The sequence below is a fragment of the Alloalcanivorax gelatiniphagus genome, from assembly GCF_005938655.1.
Lineage (GTDB): Bacteria > Pseudomonadota > Gammaproteobacteria > Pseudomonadales > Alcanivoracaceae > Alloalcanivorax > Alloalcanivorax gelatiniphagus.
In genome coordinates, this window is the sequence record NZ_VCQT01000020.1 from 81,559 (window position 1) to 108,499 (window position 26,941).

26 protein-coding genes and 1 tRNA gene are annotated in these 26,941 nt (G+C 67.3%); 13 read left to right on the forward strand and 14 right to left on the reverse strand.

What is annotated here, in order from left to right:
- Positions 1 to 282: 282 nt before the first annotated feature.
- A complete protein-coding gene (infA, locus tag FGS76_RS04995) occupies positions 283 to 501 on the reverse strand; it encodes a translation initiation factor IF-1 (RefSeq protein ID WP_014994331.1) in 219 nt (72 codons plus the stop codon).
- A 75-nt stretch (positions 502 to 576) separates the two neighbouring features.
- Complete coding sequence (locus tag FGS76_RS05000) at positions 577 to 1,311, reverse strand: arginyltransferase (protein WP_138771532.1); 735 nt, start codon at positions 1,309 to 1,311, stop codon at positions 577 to 579.
- 195 nt (positions 1,312 to 1,506) lie between these two features.
- Between FGS76_RS05000 and FGS76_RS05005 the strand changes: the two genes are divergently transcribed.
- A complete protein-coding gene (locus FGS76_RS05005; RefSeq protein ID WP_138771533.1) occupies positions 1,507 to 3,483 on the forward strand; it encodes an acetoacetate--CoA ligase in 1,977 nt (658 codons plus the stop codon).
- A 70-nt stretch (positions 3,484 to 3,553) separates the two neighbouring features.
- On the opposite strand, the gene aat is transcribed toward FGS76_RS05005, so the two are convergent.
- Positions 3,554 to 4,255 carry a leucyl/phenylalanyl-tRNA--protein transferase gene (gene aat, locus FGS76_RS05010; protein WP_138771534.1) on the reverse strand — a complete coding sequence of 234 codons (702 nt, stop codon included), beginning with the start codon at positions 4,253 to 4,255 and terminating at the stop codon, positions 3,554 to 3,556.
- Positions 4,252 to 5,199 (reverse strand): thioredoxin-disulfide reductase, encoded by a 948-nt coding sequence (gene trxB, locus FGS76_RS05015; RefSeq protein WP_138771535.1) that lies wholly within the window; start codon positions 5,197 to 5,199, stop codon positions 4,252 to 4,254. Before trxB ends, aat begins: the two co-directional genes overlap by 4 nt.
- Positions 5,200 to 5,505: 306 nt before the next feature.
- Between trxB and FGS76_RS05020 the strand changes: the two genes are divergently transcribed.
- The 5 genes from FGS76_RS05020 (at position 5,506) to cysG (ending at position 12,766) form a co-directional block, all read left to right on the forward strand.
- Positions 5,506 to 7,749 (forward strand): DNA translocase FtsK, encoded by a 2,244-nt coding sequence (locus FGS76_RS05020; RefSeq protein WP_138771597.1) that lies wholly within the window; start codon positions 5,506 to 5,508, stop codon positions 7,747 to 7,749.
- Between the two features lie 24 nt (positions 7,750 to 7,773).
- Entirely contained in the window at positions 7,774 to 8,385 is a 612-nt protein-coding gene (gene lolA / locus FGS76_RS05025; RefSeq protein WP_138771536.1) for an outer membrane lipoprotein periplasmic chaperone LolA, read from the forward strand.
- Entirely contained in the window at positions 8,382 to 9,713 is a 1,332-nt protein-coding gene (locus tag FGS76_RS05030; RefSeq protein WP_138771537.1) for a replication-associated recombination protein A, read from the forward strand. The genes lolA and FGS76_RS05030 overlap by 4 nt, the downstream gene beginning before the upstream one ends.
- 347 nt (positions 9,714 to 10,060) lie before the next feature.
- Entirely contained in the window at positions 10,061 to 11,353 is a 1,293-nt protein-coding gene (serS, locus tag FGS76_RS05035; RefSeq protein WP_138771538.1) for a serine--tRNA ligase, read from the forward strand.
- 21 nt (positions 11,354 to 11,374) lie between these two features.
- Positions 11,375 to 12,766 (forward strand): siroheme synthase CysG, encoded by a 1,392-nt coding sequence (gene cysG / locus FGS76_RS05040; RefSeq protein WP_138771539.1) that lies wholly within the window; start codon positions 11,375 to 11,377, stop codon positions 12,764 to 12,766.
- Positions 12,767 to 12,956: 190 nt separating this feature from the next.
- Here cysG and FGS76_RS05045 read toward each other — a convergent pair whose 3' ends face one another.
- From FGS76_RS05045 to FGS76_RS05065, 5 genes are read right to left on the reverse strand one after another with little or no spacing between them, the layout of a single operon-like run.
- Positions 12,957 to 13,943 (reverse strand): glycosyl transferase family protein, encoded by a 987-nt coding sequence (locus FGS76_RS05045; RefSeq protein WP_138771540.1) that lies wholly within the window; start codon positions 13,941 to 13,943, stop codon positions 12,957 to 12,959.
- Between the two features lie 3 nt (positions 13,944 to 13,946).
- Positions 13,947 to 14,204 carry a hypothetical protein gene (locus tag FGS76_RS05050; protein WP_138771541.1) on the reverse strand — a complete coding sequence of 86 codons (258 nt, stop codon included), beginning with the start codon at positions 14,202 to 14,204 and terminating at the stop codon, positions 13,947 to 13,949.
- 24 nt (positions 14,205 to 14,228) lie between these two features.
- Positions 14,229 to 14,543 carry a hypothetical protein gene (locus tag FGS76_RS05055; protein WP_138771542.1) on the reverse strand — a complete coding sequence of 105 codons (315 nt, stop codon included), beginning with the start codon at positions 14,541 to 14,543 and terminating at the stop codon, positions 14,229 to 14,231.
- Positions 14,536 to 14,892 (reverse strand): DsrE/DsrF/TusD sulfur relay family protein, encoded by a 357-nt coding sequence (locus tag FGS76_RS05060; protein ID WP_138771543.1) that lies wholly within the window; start codon positions 14,890 to 14,892, stop codon positions 14,536 to 14,538. Before FGS76_RS05060 ends, FGS76_RS05055 begins: the two co-directional genes overlap by 8 nt.
- On the reverse strand, positions 14,885 to 15,583 hold the full coding sequence (locus FGS76_RS05065) for a Bax inhibitor-1/YccA family protein (RefSeq protein ID WP_205717182.1): 699 nt from the start codon (positions 15,581 to 15,583) through the stop codon (positions 14,885 to 14,887). The genes FGS76_RS05060 and FGS76_RS05065 overlap by 8 nt, the downstream gene beginning before the upstream one ends.
- A gap of 139 nt (positions 15,584 to 15,722) precedes the next feature.
- On the opposite strand from FGS76_RS05065, the gene FGS76_RS05070 reads away from it, so the two are divergent.
- From FGS76_RS05070 to FGS76_RS05085, 4 genes are all read left to right on the forward strand, one after another.
- Positions 15,723 to 15,812 (forward strand) — tRNA-Ser (locus FGS76_RS05070).
- Between the two features lie 65 nt (positions 15,813 to 15,877).
- On the forward strand, positions 15,878 to 16,564 hold the full coding sequence (locus tag FGS76_RS05075) for a TetR/AcrR family transcriptional regulator (protein WP_205717183.1): 687 nt from the start codon (positions 15,878 to 15,880) through the stop codon (positions 16,562 to 16,564).
- 235 nt (positions 16,565 to 16,799) lie between these two features.
- Complete coding sequence (locus FGS76_RS05080) at positions 16,800 to 17,831, forward strand: 2,5-dihydroxypyridine 5,6-dioxygenase NicX family protein (RefSeq protein ID WP_138771544.1); 1,032 nt, start codon at positions 16,800 to 16,802, stop codon at positions 17,829 to 17,831.
- Between the two features lie 606 nt (positions 17,832 to 18,437).
- Complete coding sequence (locus tag FGS76_RS05085; protein ID WP_240692424.1) at positions 18,438 to 18,722, forward strand: putative quinol monooxygenase; 285 nt, start codon at positions 18,438 to 18,440, stop codon at positions 18,720 to 18,722.
- Here the strand turns inward: FGS76_RS05085 and FGS76_RS05090 are convergent, their stop codons facing one another.
- Genes FGS76_RS05090 through FGS76_RS05110 form a run of 5 tightly spaced genes read right to left on the reverse strand, consistent with a single transcriptional unit; the run spans position 18,723 to position 24,137 of the window.
- Positions 18,723 to 19,544 (reverse strand): HpcH/HpaI aldolase/citrate lyase family protein, encoded by an 822-nt coding sequence (locus FGS76_RS05090; RefSeq protein ID WP_138771546.1) that lies wholly within the window; start codon positions 19,542 to 19,544, stop codon positions 18,723 to 18,725.
- Positions 19,541 to 20,737 (reverse strand): CaiB/BaiF CoA transferase family protein, encoded by a 1,197-nt coding sequence (locus tag FGS76_RS05095; protein WP_138771547.1) that lies wholly within the window; start codon positions 20,735 to 20,737, stop codon positions 19,541 to 19,543. Before FGS76_RS05095 ends, FGS76_RS05090 begins: the two co-directional genes overlap by 4 nt.
- 23 nt (positions 20,738 to 20,760) lie before the next feature.
- A complete protein-coding gene (locus FGS76_RS05100; protein WP_205717184.1) occupies positions 20,761 to 21,924 on the reverse strand; it encodes an acyl-CoA dehydrogenase family protein in 1,164 nt (387 codons plus the stop codon).
- Positions 21,925 to 21,945: 21 nt separating this feature from the next.
- The gene (locus FGS76_RS05105; RefSeq protein WP_138771548.1) at positions 21,946 to 23,298 is read right to left on the reverse strand and encodes an MmgE/PrpD family protein; all 1,353 of its coding nucleotides are present in this window, start codon (positions 23,296 to 23,298) and stop codon (positions 21,946 to 21,948) included.
- Positions 23,298 to 24,137 carry an HTD2 family dehydratase gene (locus FGS76_RS05110; protein WP_138771549.1) on the reverse strand — a complete coding sequence of 280 codons (840 nt, stop codon included), beginning with the start codon at positions 24,135 to 24,137 and terminating at the stop codon, positions 23,298 to 23,300. Before FGS76_RS05110 ends, FGS76_RS05105 begins: the two co-directional genes overlap by 1 nt.
- A gap of 114 nt (positions 24,138 to 24,251) precedes the next feature.
- On the opposite strand from FGS76_RS05110, the gene FGS76_RS05115 reads away from it, so the two are divergent.
- The 3 genes from FGS76_RS05115 to FGS76_RS05125 are packed head-to-tail and all read left to right on the forward strand — an operon-like array spanning position 24,252 to position 26,791.
- Positions 24,252 to 25,172: an SDR family NAD(P)-dependent oxidoreductase gene (locus FGS76_RS05115; RefSeq protein WP_138771550.1), complete on the forward strand. Its 921-nt coding sequence runs from the start codon at positions 24,252 to 24,254 to the stop codon at positions 25,170 to 25,172.
- Between the two features lie 25 nt (positions 25,173 to 25,197).
- Positions 25,198 to 25,617: a Zn-ribbon domain-containing OB-fold protein gene (locus FGS76_RS05120; protein ID WP_138771551.1), complete on the forward strand. Its 420-nt coding sequence runs from the start codon at positions 25,198 to 25,200 to the stop codon at positions 25,615 to 25,617.
- The gene (locus FGS76_RS05125) at positions 25,610 to 26,791 is read left to right on the forward strand and encodes a thiolase (RefSeq protein ID WP_138771552.1); all 1,182 of its coding nucleotides are present in this window, start codon (positions 25,610 to 25,612) and stop codon (positions 26,789 to 26,791) included. Before FGS76_RS05120 ends, FGS76_RS05125 begins: the two co-directional genes overlap by 8 nt.
- The last annotated feature ends 150 nt before the right edge of the window (positions 26,792 to 26,941 follow it).

Here is a 26,941-nt window from a genome sequence, read left to right on the forward strand (position 1 = left end):
CCGGGCTTTTTTATGGTGGAGCGTTGGTTGGCCGCGATCCCTGGATTTGCCTGGGCCGGGGATTGCTGTAGGAGCGACTTCAGTCGCGATCCCCTCCGGCACCATTTTCATCGCGACTGAAGCGGAGTGCCGCCCAGTCGCTCCTACTACACAAGGAACACCCACGCGGATTCGCGTCCCGGGGCGTCCTGGAACGATGAAGCTTATCGCTGAACACAAAGCAAAAAACCCGGCGGGGCCGGGTTCGTGGGGGCGCTTCACACCGCGCGGGGTGTGAAGGGATTATTTCATGCGGAAGGTGATGCGGCCCTTGCTCAGATCATAGGGCGACATTTCCACTTTCACCCGATCACCGGTGAGGATGCGGATGTAGAACTTGCGCATCTTGCCGGAGATGTGGGCGGTAATCACATGACCATTGTCCAGCTTAACGCGGAACATGGTGTTGGGAAGGGTTTCGAGGACGACCCCTTCCAGCTCGATCTGCTCTTCTTTCGCCATTCAGTGACTGTCCTGATACGTGTCGGCTTGAGAGGGAGCGCAATTGTGCCGGAAATGCCGCCGGGCTGCAAAGGCTTATGCACCGGTGTCCCGGTCGGGCTCCTCAAGCTCCCGCCATTGACCCTGAATCAGCACTTCCAGCGGACGATACTGGCTCTTGTAGCGCATTTTCTGACACTGGCGAATCCAGTAACCCAGATAGAGGTAGGGCAGGCCCCGGCGATGGCTGGCCTGAATCTGCCAGAGCAGGGCGTTGACGCCAAGACCGCGCTCGCCCCGGTCCGGATCGAAGAAGGTGTAGACCGCCGACAGCCCGTCGTCCAGATGGTCGGTGACCGCCACCGCCAGCAGTTGATCGTCACCGTCGCGGAAACAGTGGAAGCGGGTGTCCGCCCAATCGCAGGTGAGAAAGCTGGTGAACTGTTCCTCGGAGGGCGGGTACATGTCGCCGTCGCCGTGGCGCTGGTCGATATAGCGGGCGTAGAGCCGGTAAATCTCGCGGGTATAGCGGGCCGGTTCCTCGCTGACGCGCAGGTCGGCGTTGCGCTGCATCAGCCGCTTGTGGCGGCGGCGGGGCTGAAAATCCGCCACCCGCACCCGGGCGGGAATGCACGCCTGGCAGCCTTCGCAGTGGGGGCGATAGAGGTAATCGCCGCTGCGCCGGAAGCCCAGCCGTGACAGCTCGCTGTACAGGGCCGCGTCCAGCCGCGTCTGCGGATCGACGAACAGGGTGGCGGCCTGCTGCCCCTCCAGATAGCTGCAAGGGTGAGCCGGGGTACGGAAGAAGCGCAATTCGGAAAGATCACTCATGGACTTAGTGTAGCGGATACGCGGATAACGGGAATACCGGCAAGCCGGCTGAAGCCGGGGCGGGGACCGGCGGCTTCAGCGGTGACTTGTGTTCATTTCCACGGTTATAGTGTGGCCGGCGTAATGACAACGACAAGGCCGGAAGCGGATCGGCCGCCCCTTTGGCGGCCGCCGCCCGGTACCGGGAGAGCAATAATGACAACTACCACGCCGGCGCCACTGTGGCGCCCGGACGCCGAGCGCGTCGCCAATGCCCGCATCACCGACTACCAGCGCTGGCTGGAACACGGCAAAGGTCTGGTGTTCGAGGATTATCAGCAGCTTTGGGAATGGTCGGTGGAGCATATCGAGGATTTCTACGCCTCGCTGTGGGACTACTTCGATATCCGCCATTCCGCCCCCTATGAACGGGTGCTGGATGGCCACGCCATGCCCGGCGCCAAATGGTTCGAAGGCGCCCGCCTGAATCTGGCCGAGCAGGTGTTCCGCCATCACGACAACGAGCCGGAGCGGCCGGCGATTCTGTCGCGCTCGGAGTTGCGCGAGCTGCGCACCCTGACCTGGGGCGAACTGCGCGAACAGATCGCCGCCCTGGCGCACAGCCTCCGTGAGATGGGCGTGGGCCCCGGTGACCGGGTGGTGGCCTATCTGCCGAATCTGCCGGAAACCATGGTGGCGTTCTTCGCGGTTAGCAGCCTGGGCGCGATCTGGTCCAGCTGTTCCCCGGACATGGGCACGCGCAGCGTGCTCGACCGCTTCCGCCAGATCGACCCCAAGGTGATGATCGCCGTGGACGGCTACCGCTACGGCGGCAAGGACTTCGACCGGCTGTCGGTGGTGGCGGGCCTGCGCGAGCAACTGCCCACCCTGGAACAGCTGGTGCTGCTGCCGTATCTGAACGCCGACGCGGAACTGCCGGACAGCCGCCGCTGGGACGACCTGGTGCGCGAGCCGGCGCCCATGCGCTTTGAACAGGTGCCGTTCGATCATCCCCTGTGGGTGGTGTATTCCTCCGGCACCACCGGCATGCCCAAGCCCATCGTCCACGGCCATGGCGGCGCGCTGCTGGAGGGGCTGCAGGACCACGCCCTGCAGCTGGATCTGGGGCCCAAGGACCGCTACATGTGGTTCACCACCACCGGCTGGATCATGTGGAACTCGCAGATGTCCGGCCTGCTCACCGGCGCCACCATCTGCCTCTACGACGGCAACCCGGGCTACCCGGACCTGGGCACCCTGTGGCGTTTCGCGGAAGAGACCGAGATGACCTTCTTCGGTGCCGGCGCCGCCTATTTCCTCAACTGCAAGAAGGCCGACATCCGCCCCGGCGAGTGGGTGGACACCGGCCGTATCCGTTCCATCGGTTCCACCGGTTCACCGTTGCCGGAGGAGGGCTACCGCTGGCTGATGGAGCAGTTCGACGATGTGATGGTGGCCGCCATCAGCGGCGGCACCGATGTGGCCAGCGCCTACGTGGGCGGCTGCCCGACGGTGCCGGTCTATCCCGGCGAGATGCAGTGCCGCTACCTGGGCACGGCGGTGTACGCCATGGGCGACAACGGCGAGCTGCTGGACGATGAGGTGGGCGAGCTGGTGGTCACCAAGCCGATGCCGTCCATGCCGTTGTACTTCTGGAACGACGAAGGCGGCGAACGCTACCGGGACAGCTATTTCGACGTGTTCCCGGGCATCTGGCGCCACGGCGACTGGATTCGCATCACGCCGCGGGGCGGGGCGATCATCTACGGCCGCTCCGACACCACCATCAACCGCCACGGCATCCGCATGGGCACCGCCGAGATCTACCGGGTGGTGGAGGAATTCGACGAGGTGCTGGACAGCCTGGTGGTGGACCTGGAGTACCTGGGCCGGGAATCCTATATGCCCCTGTTCGTGGTGCTGCGCGAAGGCGCGACCCTGGACGATGGGCTCAGCGGACGCATCAAGGCGGCGATCCGCGACCACCTGTCCGCCCGTCATGTGCCCAATGACATCATCGCCGCGCCGGACGTGCCGCGCACCCTTACCGGCAAGAAGATGGAACTGCCGATCAAGAAGCTGCTGCTGGGTCAGACCATCGACAAGGTGGCCAACCCGGATGCCATGGCCAACCCGGACAGCATCGCTTTCTACAGTGATTTCGCGGAGCGGAAGGGTACCGCCGGGCGTTGACCGGGGGTTATCGCGGCTGAAGCCGCTCCTACAGCGCCCCTGTAGGAGCGACTTTAGTCGCGATGGGGTCTCAGCCTTCCTGCCAGCGAAACGGCCCCTTGGGCCAGGGCCGGGGCGTGGTGTCGGTAACCAGCCGGTCCAGCTCGCGCTGAAAATCGGCGCGCGGCATCAGGCGGGCCCCCAGCCGCATCAGGTGGGGGTTCTCCACCTGGGCGTCGAGCAGACGGATGCCGAGCCGGGGCGCCAGTGCCCAGAGCATGGCCAGCACGCTCTTGGAGCCGTCGGTGCGTCGGGAAAACATGGACTCGCCGTAAAACACCCCACCCAGTTGCACACCGTAAATGCCACCGGCCAGTTCCCCGTCCTGGTCCACCGTCAAACAGTGGGCGTAGCCGAGGCTGTGCAGGCGCAGGTAGGCGGTGCGCATCTGCGTGGTGATCCAGGTGCCGCCGCCGGGTTCCCGGGGGGCGGCGCAGGCGTCGATGGCGGCCTCGAAATCCGCGTCCAGATGAAAACTCAGATCGGCGCCGCGCAGGTGGCGGAGCAGGCGGCGGCTGATATGAAAATCCCCGGGGCGAAACACGCACCGGGGATTGGGGGACCACCAGAGAATCGGCTGGCCGTCCTCGTACCAGGGAAAGATCCCCAGCCGGTAAGCGCGCACCAGGGTGGTGGCGCTCAGGTCGTTGCCGGCGGCCAGCAGACCGTTGGGGTCATCCAGCGCGTGCTCCGGCGCCGGGAAATCGCTTCCCGCCGGCAGCCAGGGGATCACGCTTCCAGGCTTTCCAGATAGCGCTCGGCGTCCAGGGCGGCCATGCAGCCGGCGCCCGCCGAGGTCACCGCCTGGCGGTAGACGTGGTCGGCCACGTCCCCGGCGGCGAATACCCCTTCCACGCTGGTGGCGGTGGCATTGCCTTCCAGGCCGCTGTTGATGCGGATATAGCCGTTGTTCATGGCCAGCTGGCCCTCGAAGATGCCGGTGTTGGGCTTGTGGCCGATGGCGATGAACACGCCCTGCAGCTCCACGTCGGTGGTGGCGCCGTCGCCGGTGGCCTTGACGCGCATGCCGGTGACGCCGGAGTCGTCGCCCAGCACCTCATCCAGGGTGTGGTCCCACATCACCGTGATGTTGTCCTTGGCGAGCAGCTTGTCCTGCAGGATTTTCTCCGCGCGCAGCTTGTCGCGGCGGTGCACCAGCACCACTTCCTCGGCAATATTGGACAGGTACAGGGCCTCTTCCACGGCGGTGTTGCCGCCGCCGATCACCGCCACCTTCTGGCCGCGATAGAAAAAGCCGTCGCAGGTGGCGCAGGCGGACACGCCCTTGCCCATGAACGCCTGCTCGGACTCCAGGCCCAGATACATGGCGGAGGCGCCGGTGGCGACGATCAGGGCGTCGCAGGTATAGGTGCCGTTGTCGCCGCGCAGCACGAACGGCCGCTGGTCCAGGTTCACCGTGTTGATGTGGTCGAACAGGATCTCGGTCTCGAACCGCTCGGCGTGCTTCTGCATGCGCACCATCAGGTCCGGACCCTGCAGGCCTTCCACGTCGCCGGGCCAGTTGTCCACCTCCGTGGTGGTGGTGAGCTGGCCGCCGGGCTCGATGCCGGTGATCACCACCGGCTTCAGGTTGGCGCGGGCGGCGTACACCGCAGCGGTATAACCGGCCGGGCCGGAACCCAGGATAATCAGTCGATGGTGCTGCGCGTCGCTCATGGCTTTCTCCGCCGGGAATCGGGTTTCAGGGCGAATGCAAACTACAACAAAACCCCCGGCCCGTGAAGGGCGTACACTCTATGGCCGCGATAGCCATCGCCAGGCCGCCATCGAGCGCTGGTTCATGGCCTTCGGATTGACTACAATCCCAAGGTTTTCAAGTCTTTAGAATAAGGAGCCGGCGCCGATAGGGCGTGTCCGGCGGCTCCTCAACCCCAGAGGCCCGCAGTGTCCAAGGCAAAGGCAGCAACCGGCGGCAACCCCTCCGGGTTTTCCCGCCATCTCAAAAAAGGCCTGGTGGAAGGCATGGTGATCGCGCTGATCGCCCTGTCCCTGTACCTGGTATTGGCACTGGTCACCTATGACAGCGGCGACCCGGGCTACACCTTCGTGTCCCGCCCCGGCGACGTCAGCAACGCCGGCGGCCGGGCAGGGGCCTTCTGCGCCGACCTGCTGCTCAGCCTGTTCGGCTTCATGGCCTATGTGTTCCCGGTGCTGGTGGCGTTCTGGGCCTTCAAGGTGCTGCGCGAGCGCCACGCCGGCCTGGCCGGCAACTGGCCGCTGTTCAGCCTGCGGCTGGTGGGCTTCGTGCTGACCATGATGAGCGGCACGGCGCTGGCCTATATGCATTTCGCCGGCGTCGATCTGCCGCTGCCGGAGGACGCCGGCGGCATTCTCGGCCAGGTGGTCGGCGATGCCTCCCTGGACGCCTTCAACGCGCTCGGCGGCACCCTGATCATGGTGGCCCTGTTCCTGATCGGCGTCACCGTGTTCACCGACCTGTCCTGGATCGCCCTCACCGAGCGCCTGGGCGCGGCGGTACTGGCGGTGGGCGAGAAGGGGCCGGCCTGGTTCGCCGCCCGCCGCGAGCGCAAGGCGGAGCAGAAAGCCGCCCGGGAAGCCCGCCAGAAGCGGGCCCAGGTGGTCACCGAGGCGAGGAAGAAGCAGGAAAACCGCACCCCGCCCAAGATCGCCCAGCCGGCCCGGCCGGTGGAAAAAAGCGAGCGGGTGCAAAAAGAGAAGCAGCAGCCCCTGTTCACCGCCCAGGTCACCGGCGATCTGCCGCCGCTGGCCCTGCTCGACGCGGTGGACGAGAGCAAGGGCGGCTACTCCGAGGAAGCCCTGGACGGCATGTCCCGGCTGCTGGAGATCAAGCTCAAGGACTTCAACATCGACGCCGAAGTGGTGGCGGTGCAGCCCGGCCCGGTGATCACTCGCTTCGAGATTCAGCCGGCGGCGGGCATCAAGGTCTCGAAAATCTCCAACCTGGCCAAGGACCTGGCCCGCTCCCTGGCGGTGATCAGCGTGCGGGTGGTGGAGGTGATTCCCGGCAAGACCACCGTGGGCATCGAGATTCCCAACGAGCAGCGCGAGATGATCCGCCTTACCGAGGTGGTGGGCTCGCGCATGTTCGACGACGCCGCCTCGCCGCTTACCCTGGCCCTGGGCAAGGACATTTCCGGTAATCCGGTGATGGCCGATCTGGGCAAGATGCCGCACTTGCTGGTGGCCGGCACCACCGGCTCCGGTAAGTCCGTGGGCCTGAACGCCATGCTGCTGTCGATCATGTTCAAGGCCAGCCCGGAAGAGGTGCGGCTGATCATGATCGACCCCAAAATGCTTGAACTGGCGGTCTACGACGGCATCCCCCATCTGCTCACCCCGGTGGTCACCGACATGAAGGAAGCGGCCAGCGCGCTGCGCTGGGGTGTCGGTGAGATGGAGCGCCGCTACAAGTTGATGGCGGCCATGGGGGTGAGGAACCTGGCCGGCTACAACCGCAAAATCAGCGACGCCGAGAAGAAGGGCGAGCCGCTCAAGGACCCGCTGTGGAAGCCGAACGACCCCATGGACCTGAGCGAGGAAGCGCCGCTGGCGGTGAAGCTGCCCTATATCGTCATCGTCATCGACGAGTTCGCCGACATGATGATGATCGTCGGCAAGAAGGTGGAAGAGCTGATCGCGCGCATCGCCCAGAAGGCCCGCGCCGCCGGCATCCACCTGATTCTCGCCACCCAGCGCCCGTCGGTGGACGTGATCACCGGCCTGATCAAGGCCAACGTGCCGTCGCGGATCGGCTTCCAGGTGTCGTCCAAGATCGACTCGCGCACGGTGCTCGACCAGGGTGGGGCGGAGCAGCTGCTCGGCCACGGTGACATGCTTTATTTGCCCGCCGGCACCAGCATGCCGGAACGGGTGCACGGCGCCTTTGTCTCAGATGAAGAGGTGCACCGGGTGTGCGACGACTGGCGCAAACGGGGCGAGCCCAATTACCTGGAGGAAATCCTGGAAGGCGGCGGCGACCTGAACGCGCCGCTGCCCGGCATGGAGAGCCCGGAAGGCGGTGGCGAGGAGGACGACCCGCTCTACGACGAGGCGGTGGCCTATGTGACCGAGTCCCGCCGGGCCTCGATTTCCTCGGTGCAACGTAAACTGAAGATTGGTTACAACCGGGCGGCGCGCCTGGTGGAGGCCATGGAAATGGCCGGCGTTGTGTCCGAGGCCGGGCACAACGGTCAGCGTGAAGTGCTGGCACCACCGCCTTCCTGACGCCGCCCACTGCAAGGACCTGATATGCGACTTTTTTGTATCATCGCGCTGCTGTTGCCCGCCCTGGCCCTGGCCGGCCCCACCGAGGACCTGCTGGGCAAGCTGAACGGGCTGCGCACCCTGAGCGGGGGCTTCCAGCAGACCGTGGTGGGCGAGAGCGGCGAACGCACCCGCGACAGCGCCGGCACCCTGGAAGTGGCCCGTGGCAACCGCTTCTACTGGCACACCGAGAGCCCCTACGAGCAACTGGCGGTGTCCGACGGCCAGTCCGTGTGGGTCTATGACCCGGACCTGGAACAGGTGGTGGTGCGCCCGCTCACCCAGGACCTGAGCCAGACCCCGGCGCTGCTGTTCGGCGGCGACCCCCAGGCGGTGTCCAAGGCGTTCTCCATCAGTGAGCAAAGCCGCAGCGGCCAGCGCGTGACCTATCGCCTCAAGCCCAAGGGCGGCGACCCGCTGTTCGATATTCTGGACGTGACCTTCGAGGGTGAAACGCCCCGTTCCATGCGGCTGGAGGATGCGCTCGGCCAGAAAACCATCATCGACTTCCGCGATCTGACGCTGAATGGCGAGCCCACGCCGGGCCGTTTTCACTTCGAGCCGCCGGAAGGGACCGACGTTATCCGGCAGCAATGAGCGACCTGTTCGAGAACCAGCACCGCGCCGAGGCCCAGCCTCTGGCGGCGCGCCTGCGCCCGGCCAATCTGGACCAGTACGTGGGCCAGCGCCATCTGGTGGGCCCCGGCAAGCCGCTGCGCCAGGCCGCCGAACGGGGCCAGCTCCATTCCATGATCCTGTGGGGCCCGCCGGGCACCGGCAAGACCACCCTGGCATTGATTCTGGCCAGCGTGGTGGACGCCGAGTTCATCACTCTTTCGGCGGTGCTGTCCGGGGTCAAGGACATCCGCGCCGCCGTCGATCAGGCCAAGGCGCGGCTCGGCCAGGGCCGCCGCACGGTGCTGTTCGTGGACGAGGTGCACCGCTTCAACAAGGCCCAGCAGGACGCCTTTCTGCCCCACGTGGAAGAGGGCACGGTGATCTTTATCGGTGCCACCACCGAGAACCCGTCCTTTGAACTGAACAACGCGCTGCTGTCCCGGGCCCGGGTCTATCGCCTGCGCTCGCTGGAGCGCGAGGATCTGGCCGGGCTGCTGGAGCGGGCCCTGCGCGAGCCGGAACTGGCCGATATCGAGCTGGCCGACGACGCCCGCGACCTGCTGCTGGGCTACGCCGACGGCGACGCCCGGCGCCTGCTCAATATGCTGGAAATCGCCGTGGACCTGGCCGAGGGCAGCGGCGATGCCGCCGTCATCGACCGGCCGCTGATGGAAGAGGTGCTGCGCGACGCGGTGCGCCGCTTCGACAAGGGCGGCGACGTGTTCTACGACCAGATCAGCGCCCTGCACAAGGCGGTGCGCGGCTCCGACCCGGACGCCGCCCTGTACTGGTTCGCGCGCATGCTGGACGGCGGCTGCGACCCGCTCTACATCGCCCGCCGGGTGGTGCGCATGGCCAGCGAGGACATCGGCAACGCCGACCCCCGCGCGCTCACCCTGTGCCTCAACGCCTGGGACGTGCAGGAGCGCCTGGGCAGCCCGGAAGGGGAACTGGCGGTGGCCCAGGCAATCGCCTACCTGGCGGTGGCGCCCAAGAGCAACGCGGTCTACAACGCCTACAACCGGGCCCGGGACCTGGTGGCCCGCAACCCCAGCAACGAGGTGCCCCTGCACCTGCGCAACGCCCCCACCAAACTGATGAAAAACGAAGGCTACGGCGCCGAATACCACTACGCCCACGACTTCCCCGACGCCTTCGTGGCCGGCGAGAACTACTTCCCCGCCGAACTTCGGGACACCCGCCTCTACGAGCCGGTGGAGCGCGGCCTGGAAATCCGCATCGCCGAAAAACTCCGCCGCCTCCGCCAGCAAAACGCCGACGCGGATTGGCGGCGGTATGACGACTGATGCGGGACGATGGGGGCGGTGGCGGTTTTGGGGGGCTGGGTAGGGGTTGCTGAGTTGAAAGTTGAAAGTTAAAAGTTAAAACGCGGGTGGGCGCCAGGAGGTCTAGGGGGCCGTGCCCGCGCTTCAGGCGCTGGGCGGCGTCAGCCGCGGGAAGGCGTTTCAGCCACGACCTTTCAACTTTTAACTTTCAACTTTCAACCGCCCGCTACTCCCGCCACGCCTGTCCACGGCTTGTAGCTTGTAGCTTGCGGCTTGCAGCTTGAAGCTTCGCTTTTTGCTAAGCTTTGCACCCCGGCGCCCAGGCGCCCGACCCATGAATCACCGACTGTTTCCCGAGGGGATCGAACATGCTTGATATCCGCGCGCTGCGCCAGGACGGCGAGGCCATCGCCGAGGCGCTGAAGAAGCGAGGCTATGAACTGGATCTGGAGACGTTCCGCGCTCTTGATGCCCGCCGCAAGGACGCCGATGTGCGCTCCCAGGACCTGCAGGCCCAGCGCAAGAAAGCCTCCAAGGAAGTCGGTGAGCTGATCAAGTCCGGCATGGACGTGGACGCGGCCAAGGCCAAGGTGGCGGAAACCCTGAAGGAAATCGACGACCAGCTGGACGGCGAGGTGGAGCGCGCCAAGGCGATCCAGGACCAAATCCGCGATTTCCTGATGGGCGTGCCCAATGTGCCGGTGGAGGAGGTGCCCGCCGGCGCCGACGAGGACGACAACGTGGAAGTGCGCCAGTGGGGCACGCCCCGCGCCTTCGACTTCGAGCCCAAGGATCACGTGGACGTGGGCGAGCACCTGGCCGCCGGCGGCCTGGATTTCGAGCGCGCCAGCAAGCTGTCCGGCGCCCGCTTCGCGGTGATGACCGGCCAGCTGGCGCGGCTGCACCGGGCGCTGATCGACTTCATGCTCGACACCCATACCGGCGAGCACGGTTACCAGGAAGTCTATGTGCCTTATCTGGTGGGCCCGGAGGCGCTGCGCGGCACCGGCCAGTTGCCCAAGTTCGAGGACGACCTGTTCAAGATGCAGGGCGAGCGGGAGCTGTACCTGATCCCCACCGCCGAGGTGCCGGTGACCAATCTGGCCGCCGACGAGATTCTCGACGCGGACAGCCTGCCGCGCCGCTACACCTGCCATACCCCGTGCTTCCGCTCCGAGGCCGGCAGCCACGGCAAGGACACCCGGGGCATGATTCGCCAGCACCAGTTCGAGAAGGTGGAGCTGGTGCAGCTGGTGCGTCCGGAGGATTCCGAGGCGGCCCTGGAAGCGCTCACCGGCCACGCCGAAGCGATTCTGCAAAAGCTGGATCTTCCCTACCGGGTGGTGGTGCTGTGCGGCGGCGACCTGGGCTTTTCCGCCGCCAAGACCTACGACATCGAGGTATGGCTGCCCAGCCAGCAGCGCTACCGGGAGATTTCTTCCTGCTCCAGCTTCCGCGATTACCAGGCGCGCCGCATGCAGGCCCGCTGGCGCAATCCGGAGACCGGCAAACCGGAACTGCTGCACACCTTGAACGGCTCCGGCCTGGCGGTGGGGCGCACCCTGGTGGCGATCCTGGAGAACTACCAGAACCAGGACGGCTCGGTGACCGTGCCCGAGGCCCTGCGCCCCTATATGCGCGGCCTGGACCGGTTGGCCTGAGCCGGCGCTAACGGAGCAGCCATGGACTTTCTGCCCCTGGGGCTGAAACTGAAAGGCGCCACCGTGCTAGTGGCCGGCGGCGGCGACACGGCGCTGCGCAAGGCGCGGCTGCTGGACAATGCCGGCGCCCGCCTGCGGCTGGTGGCGCCGCGCTGCCGTGACGATCTGGCGCGGCTGGTGGAGCAGGGCGGCGGCCAGTGGCTGCGCCGGGCGGTGCAGGACCGGGACCTGGACGGCGTGCGCCTGGCGGTGGCCGCCACCGACGACGCCACCGTCAACGAGCACCTGGCCCGGGCCGCCGAGGCCCGTGGCCTGCCGGTGAACGTGGTCGGCGAACCTGCGCTGAGCAGCTTTGTGTTCCCGGCCCTGATCGACCGCGACCCCCTGTTTATCGCCATCAGTTCCTCCGGGGTATCGCCGGTGCTGGTGCGGCGCCTGCGCGCCCGCCTGGAAGCCTGGCTGCCGGCCCGCTGGGGCCGGCTGGCGGCGCTGCTGGGGCGCTTCCGGGGGCCGCTGCGGCAACGGCTGCCGGCGCGCCGGGACCGGCAGGCGTTCTGGGAAGCCCAGCTGGATGGGCCGCTGGAGGAGCGGGTGCTGTCCGGTCATGAATCCGAGGCCGAGGAAGGGCTGCGCCGGGCCATCGAACAGGCCACCGCGCCGGCGGACGGCAACGCCGGGGAAGTCTATCTGGTGGGCGCCGGCCCCGGTGATCCGGACCTGCTCACCTTCCGCGCCCTGCACCTGATCGACAAGGCGGAGGTGGTGCTCTACGACCGGCTGGTGGCGCCGGAAATCGTTGCCCTGGCCCGCGCCGACGCGGAGAAGGTCTATGTGGGCAAGGCCCGGGATCAGCACACCTTGCCCCAGGACAATATCAACGACCTGCTGGTGCACTACGCCCGCCAGGGCAAGAAAGTGTGCCGTTTGAAGGGCGGCGACCCCTTTATCTTCGGCCGGGGCGGCGAGGAACTGGAAAAGGTGGTGGCCGCCGGCATCGACTTTCAGGTGGTGCCCGGCATCACCGCCGCCAGCGGCTGCGCCGCCTACGCCGGCATTCCGCTGACCCACCGGGACCACGCCCAGTCGGTGCGCTTCGTCACCGGCCACCGCAAGGACGGCAGCGTGGACCTGGACTGGGCCGGGCTGATGGCCCCCAGCGAAACCCTGGTGTTCTATATGGGGCTGGTGGGGCTGCGGCAGATCTGCGCCCGGCTGATCGAGCACGGCCGCGACCCGGCCACCCCCATTGCCCTGGTATCCCGGGGCACCACCGACCTCCAGGAAGTAATCACCGGCACCCTGGCCGACCTGCCGGACACCGTGGAAGGCCGGGAAATCCACGCCCCCACCCTGATCATCGTCGGCAGCGTGGTCAGCCTGCACCCGCGCTATCGCTGGTTCGGGCAAAGCTGAAAACCGGCCGGAAAGGAAGCGGTAGGAGCGATTTCAATCGCGATCAACGGCGGTGCCAGCGTCATCGCGGCTAAAGCCGCTCCTACCCGAAATTCCCTGCCCCTGTTGTAGGAGCGATTTCAATCGCGATCAACGGCGGTGCCAGCTTCATCGCGGCTGAAGCCGCTCCTACGACAACACGACCCGGGTTTTAGAGCGCCGCGCGGTCGCGGGCTTCCCAGAGGGCTTCGGCGGCCTTCAGGCCCTGTTCCAGGGATTCCACCTTCTCCAGCCCCCACAGCACCGTGGCCACGGTGCCGCGAATCGCCGCCACGCCGTAATCGTCCTGCGCCTCGCCGCGCCACACCGCACGCACGTGCAAGGGTGACACCTCACCGGGCGGGGTCTGGCGGGGCAGGGCGGCGTCCAGCACCGCTTCCGCCGGGTCCCCATGGCGCAGGCCGGTGAGGGCGGTGCGCGCATCAGGGCGTATCTCCGGCTCGCCGCCTTCGCCCTTGAACAGCAGCAGATCCCGGTCACCGCACAGCTGGGACGCGCCCAGGTGCAGCGCCAGATAGGCGGGATGGAACACGCTCTGCATGCTCAGCGGCGCCCCCGCCGGGTTAAGGCTGCGCGCCAGGGTATTGATCGGTGAGCGCAGGCCCAGCTCGAAGCGCATCATCAGCAAGGGTGCGAGGGGCGCGCAGAAGTGCTTCAGATCCAGGAAGGTGAAGCCGTCTTCGCGGAGCTGGTCGCCGGCCTCGGCCACCGAGCCGGGCAGGGCGACGCCCAGCTCCGCCAGCATGTCGTCGCTGTAACGGCGGTTCGGGGTATGGGCGGGGCCGCCGTGCATCAGGATGCGCACGCCGTGGCCGGCCAGCAGCCGGGCGGCGGCCAGGTACCAGGGATGGTGTTTCTTCTTGCCGGCGTAGCTGGGCCAGTCCACGTCCACCGGCGGCAGATCCGCCAGCTGCTCGGCGCAGCGCGGCCGGCAGGCGTCCAGAAAGCCGGCCAGCTCCTCCGGGGTTTCTTCCTTGACGCGCAGCAGCATCAAAAAGGCGCCCATCTGGGCGTCGGTGGCCTGGCCGTCCAGGATCAGGCCCATGGCCTCGGCGGCCTCGTGCCGGGTCAGGTCCCGGCGGGCGCGCTTGCCGCGACCCAGGGTACGTACATAGGGGGCAAAAGCATGTTCAGTCATGGTTCAAGGATACCAGCTGGTGACCGGGCCATGGGCCGCCATCAGCTCGACGAAGCGGGCATGATCGATGGTCTCCAGGTTCCCGGGGCGGGCGGCGGGGGCGGCGTCCTCCAGCAGGTAGCCCGGCCCGCGCAGCGGAAACGCCGCCGCCACCAGAGCGCCGCCGTCGGCGAACACGCAGACATCGCCGTCCCGGTACAGGCCCAGGCAGGCTTCCGCCAGGGGCGAGTCCAGGGTCTCGAAGGCAATCACATGCAGCATGCCGGCTCCGTCACGGATCAAGGGTCACAGCACGATAACGCGCTCGGCGTCATCGCGGAGGGCGGCCAGGGCGGTCCGGTCCAGCCATTGGATGGCGGCCGGCGCGCCGTCCTGTTGGTGGGCCCGGTCGGCCACGCAGGTCACGCCAAAGCCGGTCAATTCCGCCAGCAATTCCCCGCCGTCGGCGCGCCGGGCCAGCACCGCCACCACCTCCGGGGCCAGCCACACCCGCGTGGGCAGGGCGAAGGCGGCGCCGGTCAGCGCCATCTCCACGCTTTCCCGCCAACGGCCGTCGCGGCCGGGTACGCCCTGGATCAGATAGAGCACGCCGTCAGCCAAAATGCACCACCCGGCCGCCGTGATTGAGGGCGTCCACCCAGTCGCCCAGGCCCACCAGTTGAAAGCCCCCGGCCAGGGTCTCGGCGGTGACGCCACGCTTATGGGCGGCGCCCACGCACACCGTCGCCGGTGCCGAGGTGTCCCGCACCCAGTGCTGCCAGGCACGGGCGGTTTCGCTGGCGGGATCGCCGGCGTCCAACAGCCGGTGGGCCAGCAGCACACCTTCGCCGTAGAAGAACAAACGGTAGATCGGGTAGGGGGAAGCCTGGAGGGCGCGGGCGGTGCGCAGGGCGGTGAGGGCGCCGGGCCGCTGGGGCCCGGCGGTCACGAGAAGACTGAACTCAGTCATTCCCGCTGAGTGCGGTGAGAATATTCAGCAGGGACAGGAACAGGTTATAGATGGACACGAACAGAGTGACCGTGGCCATGATGTAGTTGGTTTCGCCGCCGTGGATGATGGCGCTGGTCTGCCACAGGATCAGCAGGGAAGACAGCAGCACGAAAGCGGCGGACACCGCCAGGGCCAGGGCCGGGATATTGAAGAACATGGCCGCCAGACCGGCCAGGAACGCCACCAGCACGCCAACCATGATGAAGTTGGTCATGAAGCTGAAGTCCTTGCGGCTCACCAGGGCGATGGCGGACATGGCCACGAAGATGGTGGCGGTGCCGCCCAGGGCCAGGGACACGATTTCCATGCCGCCCTGGATCTGGGCGTACATGTTGATCAGCGGCCCGGTGGTGAAGCCCAGCCAGCTGGTCAGGGCGAACACGGCAACGATGCCCCAGCCGCTGTTGCGCAGTTTGTTGGTGGCGAACAGCAGACCGAAGTAGACCGCGATGGTGATCAGCGGGCTCACATAGCCGATGCCCGCCGACATGGCGAACATGGCCGCGCCGGTGGCGGCCATCAGGGACAGGCCGAGCAACATGTAGGTGTTCTTCAGGACCTGAGCGGCACGCTCGCCGGTGACCTGGAGGCCGCTGCCGCGCAGCGGGGAGGCGTAGGGATTCTGCTGGTTGCTCATAATCGGGCTCATTGCTTCGGGGGACTCCCCTGGATAATAGGGACACCCGCGCCAAAATCAAGATTTTCCCGTTGAATCACACAGTTAGGGCAGGTTTCTTGACGTGCGGGCGTTGACTGCCGGAGCGTCTCAGGTATCATGTGCGCCGACCGGAGAGGTGGCAGAGTGGTCGAATGCAGCGGTCTTGAAAACCGCCGAGGATTTGCGTCCTCCGTGGGTTCAAATCCCACCCTCTCCGCCAAACAGGAAAGGCGCCCTCGCGGCGCCTTTTTTTATTTGCGCCCCGGGCGAGGGCGGACAGCGGAGGTGACCACCGCCATGGTGGAAGCGAAGGCATCGGGCAAGCGACGCGGGCCGGGACGTCCCAAGGACGACCAGGCGGTGCGCGAGGTGATTCTGGATCAGGCGGAGCTGGCCTTCGCCGAGCATGGTTTCGCCGGCACCAAGGTGCGCGACATCGCCCGGGCGGCGGACGTGAACCAGAACATGATCCGCTATTACTTCGGCACCAAGGACGAGCTGTTCGACGCGGTTTACCGGCGCCACGGCGGCGTCATCTCCCGGGGCCGCCATGAACGGCTGGATGCGCTGCTGGCCGACGACGGCCGGCCCACCGTGCCGCAATTGATCCACGCCTACCTCAAGCCCCAGTGGGACATGAAGTACAGCGGCCCCGGCGGCGCCGCCTTCGTGCGGCTGCAGGCGCGCCTGCACGCGGAGCCCGCCGAGTACGCCCTGCGCCTGCGCCGGGAAGTGTACGACGACTCCCTGCGCCGCTATATCCAGGCCCTGTCCGAGGCGCTGCCCGGCATTCCCCGGCAGGTGATCAGCGTGCGCATGGCGTTCCTGGTGGGCACCTATATGTTCATGCTCAATGATCTGGGCCGCCTCAACGACCTCACCGAAGGGCAGATCGGCGAACCGGGCCGGGACGAAATGCTGCGCCAGCTGGTGCTGTTCCTCACCGCCGGGCTGACCGCGCCGCTGGAATAGCGCTCCCCCCGGCGCCCTCGATACACCCGCTACCCCGGCACGCCGATACCCCGTAGGAGCGGCTTCAGCCGCGATCAGCCTTTCAGGAAACTTCGTGGCTGAATCGCGGCTGAAGCCGCTCCTACGGGGGCTGGCGGGAACCACATCGTGGCTTCAGGCTTGTAATTATACGAAATTATAATTTATGCTCGGAGGCAATGGTTATCCCCATAACGACGACTCCGGGAGAAATATCATGGATCCCATCAGCTTCGCGGATATCTGCCTGCACCAGCTCAAGATGTCCGGCGTCCATGAGGGCGAGAAAGTGGTTGTCCTGACCCAGGGCAACGAACGACTGGACTATGCCGACGCCTTCATGGCCGCCGGGCAAAAGCTGGGCGCGCGCATGTACCACATGCGCCTGCCGGCGCCGCCGCCGATGGGCGGCTGGGTGGTGGGCCAGACCGGTCTGGCGGCGTTGCCGGACGCGGTGGAAGCGCTCAAGCAGGCGGATATGCTGATCGACTGCATGTTCCTGCTGTTCTCGCCGGAGCAGATGGCGATCCAGGCCGCCGGCACCCGCGTGCTCACCGCCGTGGAACCGCCGGAGCTGCTGGCGCGCATGCTGCCCTCCAAGGAACTGCGCGAGAAGGTGGAAATCGCCGGTGAACTGCTGGCCAAGGCCAAGGTGATGCGCATCACCTCGCCCCACGGCACCGACGTGACCTACAAGCTCAATACCTACCCGACCATCATGGAATACGCCTGCACCGACGAGCCCGGCCGCTGGGACCACTGGCCCTCCGGTTTCGTGTTCACCGGCGGCGATGACGATGGCGTGGACGGGCAGATCGTGGTGGCCCCGGGCGACGTGCTGCTGCCGCAGAACATGTACGTGCGCGACCCGATCACCTACACCATCGAGAAGGGCTGGATCACCGATATCCGTGGCGGCCTCGACGCGGACCTGGTGAAGTCCTACATGGACAGCTTCAACGACGAGCGCGGCAAGGGCATGAGCCACGTGGGCTGGGGCATGAACCCGGACGCCAAATGGCACCGCATGACCCCGGGCGAGTTCCCCGGCGGCATGGGCATGGAACCGCGCAGCTTCTACGGCAACGTGATGTTCTCCACCGGCCCCAACAACGAACTGGGCGGCACCAACGACACCGCCTGCCACCTGGACATCCCGATGCGGGATTGCTCCCTGTTCCTGGACGACGAGCCGGTGGTTATCGACGGCGATATCGTGGTCAAGGAAATCCAGATGGAACGCCGCTAGGCGCGCCGTCCGGCTCCCGAAAAAAGCGGCCCTGGTGGCCGCTTTTTTATCCATCGCGGTTTGGCGGGAAATGCGCTCCACCGGCGCGCGCCCTGAGCCGCGTAAGACCCTTATTATGTAGGAGCGACTTCAGTCGCGATGGCGATGACGATAGCGCCGGAGCGGATCGCGACTGAAGCGGAGTGCCGCCCAGTCGCTCCTACAGTAATCCACCACCCACACAGAGCCGCTTCGAGGTAGCGGAACCGTTCCGGGTTACCAACAACGATGTACCAGGGTGGGGGTGGTGGCTCTGTAGAGCCCGTGGCGCGGAAGATCACTGCTAAGCGGCTCAGGGCGCGACGCCCTTCCGGGAACGCCGTGAACCCGTCCATGGGGGCTCCCTTTCGAACGTCCTGTTCTCAAGGGTCCCGGAAGGGCGTCGCGCCCTGAGCCGCGCCCCGGCTGGAGCGAAATTTCCCGCCAAAGCACGATGAACCCTTTTACACACACCCTCGGGATCGTATTTGCCCCGATCAACGACGCAACAGGCCATGGCCGGCGGCGACGGGTGCTGCCAGTATGCGGAACATCATTTCAATAAAACTGTTGCGAAAACGGGAGAGCATGATGATCGGAATTACCGCCGTAATGACCGCCACGCCGGGCCAGGGTGACCAGCTGGTGGCCGCCATGCAAAAGATCGCCGCCGAAGTGGTCAAGGAAGAGGGCAACCATTGCTACCTGGTGCACCAGTCCCTGGACGACGCCGACACCCTGCTGATCTACGAGCAATACAGTGACGAAGCGGCTCTGCAGGCCCATCGGGAGCACATGAAGGAACTGGGCGGCGGCCTCAAGGGCCTGCTGGCCGGCCGCCCGGACGTGAAGCTGTTCGCGCTGAAGGACTGATCACGGGTCCTGCGGACCCCACCATCGACGGGCCCGGCGTAGCACCGGCTCGTCGATCATCTCACCGTCCAGCTGGAACGGCAGGGCCCGGTGCCCGGCGGCTTCCAGCACCCGCCGGGCCCAGTCCCGTTGTGCCTCGCTCAGGGTAAAGGCCTGGTGCACCGGCTCGATCTGTGCCGGGTGAATGCAGAGCATGCCACCGAACCCCATCTGCGCCGCCCGGCGCGCCCGATCACGGACCGGTTGCGGGTCCCGGAACCCGGGCACCACACTTTCCAGGGGCGGGGCCAGACCCCGGGCGCGGCTGTGCAGCAGCACTTGCACACGCAGCTGGTCGAGCACCGTGTCGGCGCCTTCGCTTTGGTCTTCCAGGCCCAGGTCCAGGGCGCTGTCCAGGGCGCCGAAGGCGAGCCGTTCCAGCCCCGGCGTGGCGGTCAGCGCCGCCAGGGCGAGCACGCCGGCGGCGCTTTCCACCAGCGCCCAGAGCGGCTTGCCAAGGGCGGCCACGGTGGCCAGGTCGGTGCTCCGTTCCGCCTTGGGCAGCATCACGCCGTGCACCGCCGGCCAGGCCGCGCACAGCGCCAGGTCGTCCTCGAACCAGGGGCTGTCGGCGGCGTTGACGCGCACCCACAGGGGCGCGCCGCCGGGGTCGTCGGCCAGCGCCCGGGCCAGGTCCGCCCGGGCGGCGTCCTTGTGCTCCGGGGCCAGCGCGTCCTCCAGGTCCAGGATGATGGCGTCGGCGCCGCTGGCGCGGGCCCGGGCGATCCGGTCCGGGCGGCTGGCGGGCACGAACAGGGCGGAGCGCACCACCGGGGCGGTCATCCGATCACCCCCTGCCGGCGCAGCCGGTCCCGGTGGTCGGGGTCGAAGCCCAGGCCACCGAGGATGGCGTCGGTGTGCTCGCCCAGATCCGGCACCGCGCCCATGCGCGGCGCCCAGGCGTTGCTGACGCCGGGGGGCAGCAACGCCGGCAGCGGGCCCTTGGGGCTGCCGATTTCGGTCCAGCGGCACCGTGCCGCCAGCTGCGGATGCCGCCACACGCCGTCCATGTCGTTGACGTGGGCATTGGCGATGCCGGCCCGGTCCAGCCGCCCCAGCACCTCCTCCGCGTCCAGCCCGGCGAACTCGGTGAGGATCAGCGCCTTGAGCGCGGCCCGGTGGCGTACCCGCAGGGAGTTGGAGGCGAAGCGCGGGTCCCCGGCCAGCTCCGGCTGGCCCAGTACCTGGTCGCAGAACAGGTTCCATTCCCGCTCGTTCTGCAGGCCCAGCATCACGGTGCCGCCGTCCCCGGTGTCGAACGGGCCGTAGGGGTAGATGGTGGCGTGGGCGGCGCCGCTGCGCGGCGGTGGCGCGGCGCCCTCGAAGGCGTAGTAGAGCGGGTAGCCCATCCATTCCACCAGGCTTTCCAGCATGGACACGTCGATGCGGCTGCCCTGGCCGGTGTGCTGGCGCATCAACAGGGCGGACAGAATGTGGCTGTAGGCGTACATGCCGGCGGCGATATCGGCGATGGAACAGCCGGCCTTGGCCATCTGCTCGTCGTTGCCGGTCACCGAAAGAAAGCCGCCTTCGCTCTGGATCAGCAGGTCGTAGGCTTTTTTGTCCTGGTAGGGGCCGCCTTCACCGTAGCCGGAAATATCGCACACGATCAGTGCCGGATGGCGGGCGTGCAGGGTGTCGAAATCCAGCCCCAGGCGGGCGGCGGCGCCGGGGGCCAGGTTCTGCACCAGCACGTCGGCCTGCTCCAGCAGCCGCTCCAGCACCGGCCCGGCATCGCCGTGTTTGAGGTCCAGGGTGAGGCTCTCCTTGGAGCGGTTGGTCCACACGAAGTGGGACGCCAGGCCGCGCACCCGCTCGTCGTAGCCACGGGCGAAATCGCCCACGCCGGGCCGCTCGATCTTGATCACCCGGGCGCCCAGGTCCGCCAGTTGCCGGGTGCAGAAGGGCGCGGCGATGGCATGCTCCAGGCTGACCACGGTGACGCCCTCCAGGGGGCGCGAAGGGGAGTCGGTCATGGTGGAATCTCCTCGGCGGGCGTTCAGAACGAGCGTGGCAGTTCGAGCAGATGCTCGGCCACGTAGGACAGAATCAGATTGGTGGAGATCGGCGCCACCTGGTAGAGCCGGGTCTCGCGGAACTTGCGCTCCACGTCGTACTCGCAGGCGAAGCCGAAACCGCCGTGGGTTTGCAGGCAGGCGTTGGCCGCTTCCCAGGAGGCCTTGGCGGCCAGGTATTTGGCCATGTTGGCGCTGGCGCCGGCGGGCTGGCCGGCGTCGTATTCCCGGCAGGCGCGCCAGCGCATCAGGTCGGCGGCCTCCACCTCGATGTGCGCTTCGGCGATGGGGAATTGAATGCCCTGGTTCTGACCGATGGGGCGGCCGAACACTTCCCGCTGGCGGGCATAGTCACTGGCCTTTTCGATGAACCAGCGGCCATCGCCGATGCACTCGGCGGCGATCAGGGTGCGCTCCGCGTTGAGGCCGTCGAGGATATAGCGGAAGCCCTTGCCTTCCTCGCCGATCAGATTTTCCGCCGGAATTTTCAGGTCGTCGAAGAACAGCTCGTTGGTGATGTGGTGCACCATGTTCTCGATGGGCCGCACGGTGAGGCCATTGCCGATGGCCTGGTGCAGATTCACCAGAAAGATCGACATACCGTCGGTTTTTTTCTTCACCTGATCCAGTGGCGTGGTGCGCGCCAGCAGGATCATCAGGTCGGAATACTGAACCCGGGAGATCCACACCTTCTGGCCGTTGATCCGGTAGTGGTCGCCCTGGCGAACGGCGGTGGTTTTGATCTTGGTGGTGTCGGTGCCGGTGGTGGGTTCGGTGACCGCCATGGATTGCAGCCGCAGCTCTCCGCTGGCCAGGCGCGGCAGGTACTCGCGTTTCTGCGCCTCGGAGCCGTTCCGCAGCAAGGTGAACATGTTGTACATCTGGCCGTGCACGGTGCCGGAGTTGCCGCCGCAGCGGTTGACCTCCTCAAGGATCACCGAGGCCTCCGCCAGGCCCAGGCCGGAGCCGCCATATTCCTCGGGGATCATCGCCGCCAGCCAGCCGGCCTGGGTGAGGGCGGCGACGAATTCCTCCGGGAACCCCTTGGCCTGGTCGATGCGGCGCCAGTAGTCGTCGCCGAAGCGCTCGCACAGGCCGCGCACCCCTTCCCGAATCTGTGCCAGGGCCTGGGCATCGTGCTCAATCATGTGTCTCTCCCGATCTTGTTGTTAGCTCTGAAAACGCACCGGACCACCGGCGCCCAGGCTCCAGACCCGGGCGATCAGCTGGTCGGCGCGCGCCGCGTTGGTGTTGCCGCCGAAGGCGGCCAGGCGCCGGAACTTGTCTTCCAGTTCCGGGCGCGAAAGGGTGTTGCCCGGGTCGCCCTTGGGCTCGTCGATGGCGCCGTGCAGGGTGCGTCCGTCCACGGTTTCCACGGTGATCCGGCCCAGCCAGCGGGCCGGGTAGGCCTGGTCCACCTCCGCGTCCAGGGTCATGCGCACCCGGTCACGGAACGCCGCCACCGCCGGGTCGTCCAGGGGAATGCCGTGGAATTCCCCGAGCCCGGCGCGGCCGTGCAGGGCGATCAGCGCCAGCACCGTGCCCATGGAAAACTTGGCCTGATGGACGGTGCGCGGGGTGTCCACCCGGCCCAGCACGTCCAGGGCGCCCTGGTGCACCCGGGCGGTGACGCCATGGATCTGGTCGGCCACCAGGTGTTCCCGGGCCATCAGGTCGAGCAGGGCATCCGCCGCCGGATGGGTGTGGCGGCAGGAGGCGTGGAACTTGAAGGAGGTCTCCGCCAGTGCCCAGCGCTGGCCCAGGCGATCGTCGAGAAAAGCGGGCTCGGCCTGGTCGGAGAGGCCGGCGGCCAGGCCCTGGTCCCCTTCCAGAATGTCGCGGGCGCCGGTCAGACCGTCGGCGGTGAGACTGGCGGCGAGCACGCCGTCCGCCGCCGCCTTGGCGGTGTGCAGCTGTTTGGAGTCGGCCGCGTCGCGCAGAAATTCCCACAGCCCGGCGGCCTGGGTGCCGGCGGTGCCGAGCAGATGGGTGAAGCGCTCCTGGTCGAAGTCCAGCAGCTTGCCGGCGGCCACCGCCGCCGCCAGGGTGCCCACGGTGCCGGTGGTGTGGAACACCCGGTAATGGGAGCGCCCCAGAAACTCACCGATGCGAATGCCCGCCTCGTAGCCGGCCACCGCCGCCGTGATCAGGTCGCGGCCATCGCGGCCTCGGTCCTGGGCCAGGGCCAGGGCGGCGGGGAACACCACGGTGGCCGGGTGCAGCACCGAGCTGTTGTGCAGGTCGTCCTGCTCCACCACATGGGAGGCGGCGCCGTTCACCAGGGCGGCGAAGTAGGGCGAGGTGGTGGTGCCGTCCACCAGGTTTTCGCAAGGCCCTTTGGCCGGCCCCATGCGCCGGGCGTAGCCCGCGAACAGGGGCACCGGCGGTTGCCCCGCACCGGCCAGCAGCGAGCCCAGCCAGTCGAGAAACAAATCCTCCGCCCGTGCCACCACCGCGTCGGGCAGATCTTCAAAACGCAGGGCGGCCAGGAAGGCGGTGAGGTTTTCCGTGTGTTGGCTCATTAAGTCTGTTCCTCGAATTGCACCTGGGCGGTCTGCGACTGGCCGCCCTGATCGGCGGCGAACAACCGGGCCCGGCCCGGCTCTTCATCCAGGCCGCCCACCACCAAGGCGCCCGGGCACAACAAGGGCCGCAGGCCGCGAAAGCGGAAGTCGGTGGGCCGTGCCCCTGGGTGGGCTTGAAGGAAGGCCTCCAGCACCAGGGTGGCGATCAGCGGGCCGTGCACCACCAGGCCGGCGTAACCCTCGGTGGCGGTGGCGTAGGGCCAGTCGTAGTGAATCCGGTGGCTGTTGAAGGTCACCGCGGAGTAGCGGAACAGCAGGGTCGGGTCCGGTTCGACGGTGCGCCGCCATTGCAGGGCGGGCAGGGGCTCGCCGGGCCGGGCCGGCAGGGCACGGGGCTCCCGGTAGACCAGATCCTGCTGTTCATGGATCGCTTCCTCGCCGTCCTGCTCGTAACGGTGCTCCACGGTCACGAAGATCATGGCGCCGGCGTCACGGCCCTCCTTGCGCTCAATCCGGGTCACCCGGCTGTGACGCAGGGCCGGCTGGCCGACCCGCAACGGTCGCCGGAAGCTCAGCCGGCCACCGGCCCACATCCGCTGCAGACCGGGCATCGGCGGCAGGAAGTCGCCGCCCAGGGTGTGACCGTCCGGGGACAGACGCTCCGCCGGCGCCGCCGGCTGAAAAAAGGCCCAATGCCACAGCCAGGGCAGCGCCTCCCCCTGGCCCGGCGCGGGCCGTCCCAGGGTGGCGGCCACCCGGGCCACGGCGCCGGGATCGAGGGCATCTACCTGATGCTGTTCGGCCCCCAGCCAGGCCTCCGGTTGATCAGAACCCATGCACGAATCCTTTTCCGTCTCGCTTTCTTTCGTATACTGTATACGGTATACATTGAGCGCTTCAACAAGAATAGCTTCAACAGAAATGAACGGCACAAACGAACGGGAGGAGTTATGTCGAACAGCAATCTGCTCGACGGCAAGGCGGTGGTGGTCACCGGCGCCGGCGGTGGCATCGGCCGGGATATCGCCCTGGCCATGGCGGCCCGGGGCGCCCGGGTGGTGGTCAACGACATCGGCGCATCGTTGAGCGGCGAGGGCAACGACGCCGGCCCGGCGCAACAGGTGGTGGAAGCGATCCGCGCCGCCGGCGGCGAAGCGGTGGCCAGCACCGACAGCGTGTCCGAGGCGGCCAGCGCCAACGCGGTGATCCAGACCGCCCTGGATCATTTCGGCCGCATCGACGGCGTGGTCAACAACGCCGGCATTCTCCGGGACCGTTTCTTTCACAAGATGAGCGTGGACGAATGGGATGCGGTGCTCAGGGTGCATCTCTACGGTGCCTTCTACATGAGCCGGGCGGCGGCGCCCCATTTCAAGGCCCAGGACGGCGGCGCCTTCGTGCACATGACCTCCACCTCCGGGCTGATCGGCAACCTGGGGCAAGCCAACTATTCCGCCGCCAAGCTGGGCGTGGCGGCGCTGTCCAAGTCCATCGCCCTGGATATGCAGCGCTTCAATGTGCGCTCCAACTGCATTGCCCCATTCGCCTGGAGTCGCATGACCGGCTCGGTACCGGCGGACAGCGAGGAAGAAAAACAGCGCGTGGAGCGCTTCAAACAGATGACCCCGGCCAAGATCGCGCCGTTGGCGGTGGCCCTGGTGGGCGACGCCACCGCCGATGTGAGCGGTCAGATTTTCGCGGTGCGCAACAACGAGATTTTCCTGATCAGCCAGCCCCGGCCGGTGCGCTCGGTGCACAACAGCGATGGCTGGACGCCGGAGACCGTGTTGTCCCAGGCGCTGCCCGCGCTGCGCGCCAGCTTCCACCACCTGGACAAGTCCGCGGACGTGTTCTGCTGGGACCCGATCTGACCCCGCTTTTCGGAGACAACCGACCATGAACGACCACGCAGTGAGCCGGCCCGCGCCGGCGGCCCGTGTTTACGCCGACGCCCTGGCGGAGGGCCAATTCCGGATTCAACGTTGCCGCGCCTGTGGCAGCGCCATTTTCTATCCCCGCGAACTGTGCCCGGAGTGCGGCGCCGGCGAGCTGGACTGGTTCGCCCCCAGCGGCCGGGGCACGGTCCATGCCACCACCACCGTGCGCCGCAAGCCGGAGGCCGGCGGCGACTACAACGTGGCGCTGATCGACCTGGAAGAGGGCCCCAGACTGATGAGCAGGGTGGAAGGGATCGCCGCCGAGGCGGTGCGCATCGGCCTGCCGGTACAGGCCCGGGTGGCGGTAACGGAAGGTGAGGGGCTGCTGCTGTTCGACGCGGTGGCATCCAACAACGCCGGGGAGAGCGACCATGAATAATGCCAGCCTGAGCCAGCTGCGCGGCAAGACCGCCATCGCCGGCGTCGCCACCTTCGGTTGCGGTGAAGCCCCCGGCTACAGCGATATGGACCTGCTGGCCAACGCTGCCCGCCGGGCGGTGGCCGACGCCGGCCTGACCATGAACGACATCGACGGCCTCTGTACCGCCAGCGTGCTGGCCACCATGTGGCCCATGGAAGTGGTGGAGCACCTGGGCATCAACGCCCGTTTTATCGACGGCACCATGATCGGCGGTTCCAGCTTCGTGGCCCATCTGATGCCGGCCATGCTGGCGCTGGAAGCCGGCCAGTGTGACGCCGTGCTGGTGTGCTACGGCAGCGCCCAGCGCACCTCCACGCTGAACCGCAAGGAAGTGGCCAAGGCCCGCCGCCGCATGGACCCGCAACCCTACGAGCATCCCTATGAGCCGATTCTGCCGTTGTCCGCCTATGCCCTGGCGGCGTCCCGGCACATGCACGAATTCGGCACCACCCGGGCGCAACTGGCGGAGGTGGCGGTGTCCGCCCGGGAATGGGCGCGGCTCAATCCGGACGCCTTCATGCGCGACCCGCTCACCGTGGACCAGGTGCTCGCCTCGCGGATGGTGTCCGACCCGCTCACGGTGCGGGATTCCTGCCTGGTCACCGACGGTGGCGGCGCCTATGTGCTGGTGCGCGCCGAGCGCGCCCGGGACCTGCCCAGGCCGCCGGTGTACGTGCTGGGTAGCGGCACGGCGGTGTGGCACCGGCAGATTTCCTCAATGCCGGACCTGACCGTCACCGCCGCCCGGCAATCCGGCGAGCAGGCCTATGCCATGGCCGGGCTGGCCGCCGCCGACATGGACATGGCGCAACTCTATGACGCCTTCACCATCAACACGCTGCTGTTCCTGGAGGACCTGGGGTTCTGCGCCAAAGGGGAGGGCGGTGCCTTCGTCGCCGATGGCCATATCCGTCCCGGCGGCAGCTTGCCGGTGAACACCAACGGGGGCGGCCTGTCCTGGGGCCACCCGGGCATGTACGGCATCTTCGCCACCATCGAAGCGGTGCGTCAGTTGCGTGGCGAGGCCGGCGACCGCCAGGTGGCCGCACCGGCCACCGCCATCGTGCAAGGCAATGGCGGCACCCTGTCGAGCCAGTCCACCGCGATCCTGGGCACCGGCGACACGCTCTGATCGCGCTTTTGGGCTGAGTACTTTTGGCGGAATCCGGTTGGCGGAACCCTTCATGCCGGCGCCGGCAACACACCGGTCGATGAACGGTTCCGCCAAGCGCTTTGGCGGCTATCGCCATAGGCGTATTCGTGGGCCCCGGACCATGCTTAG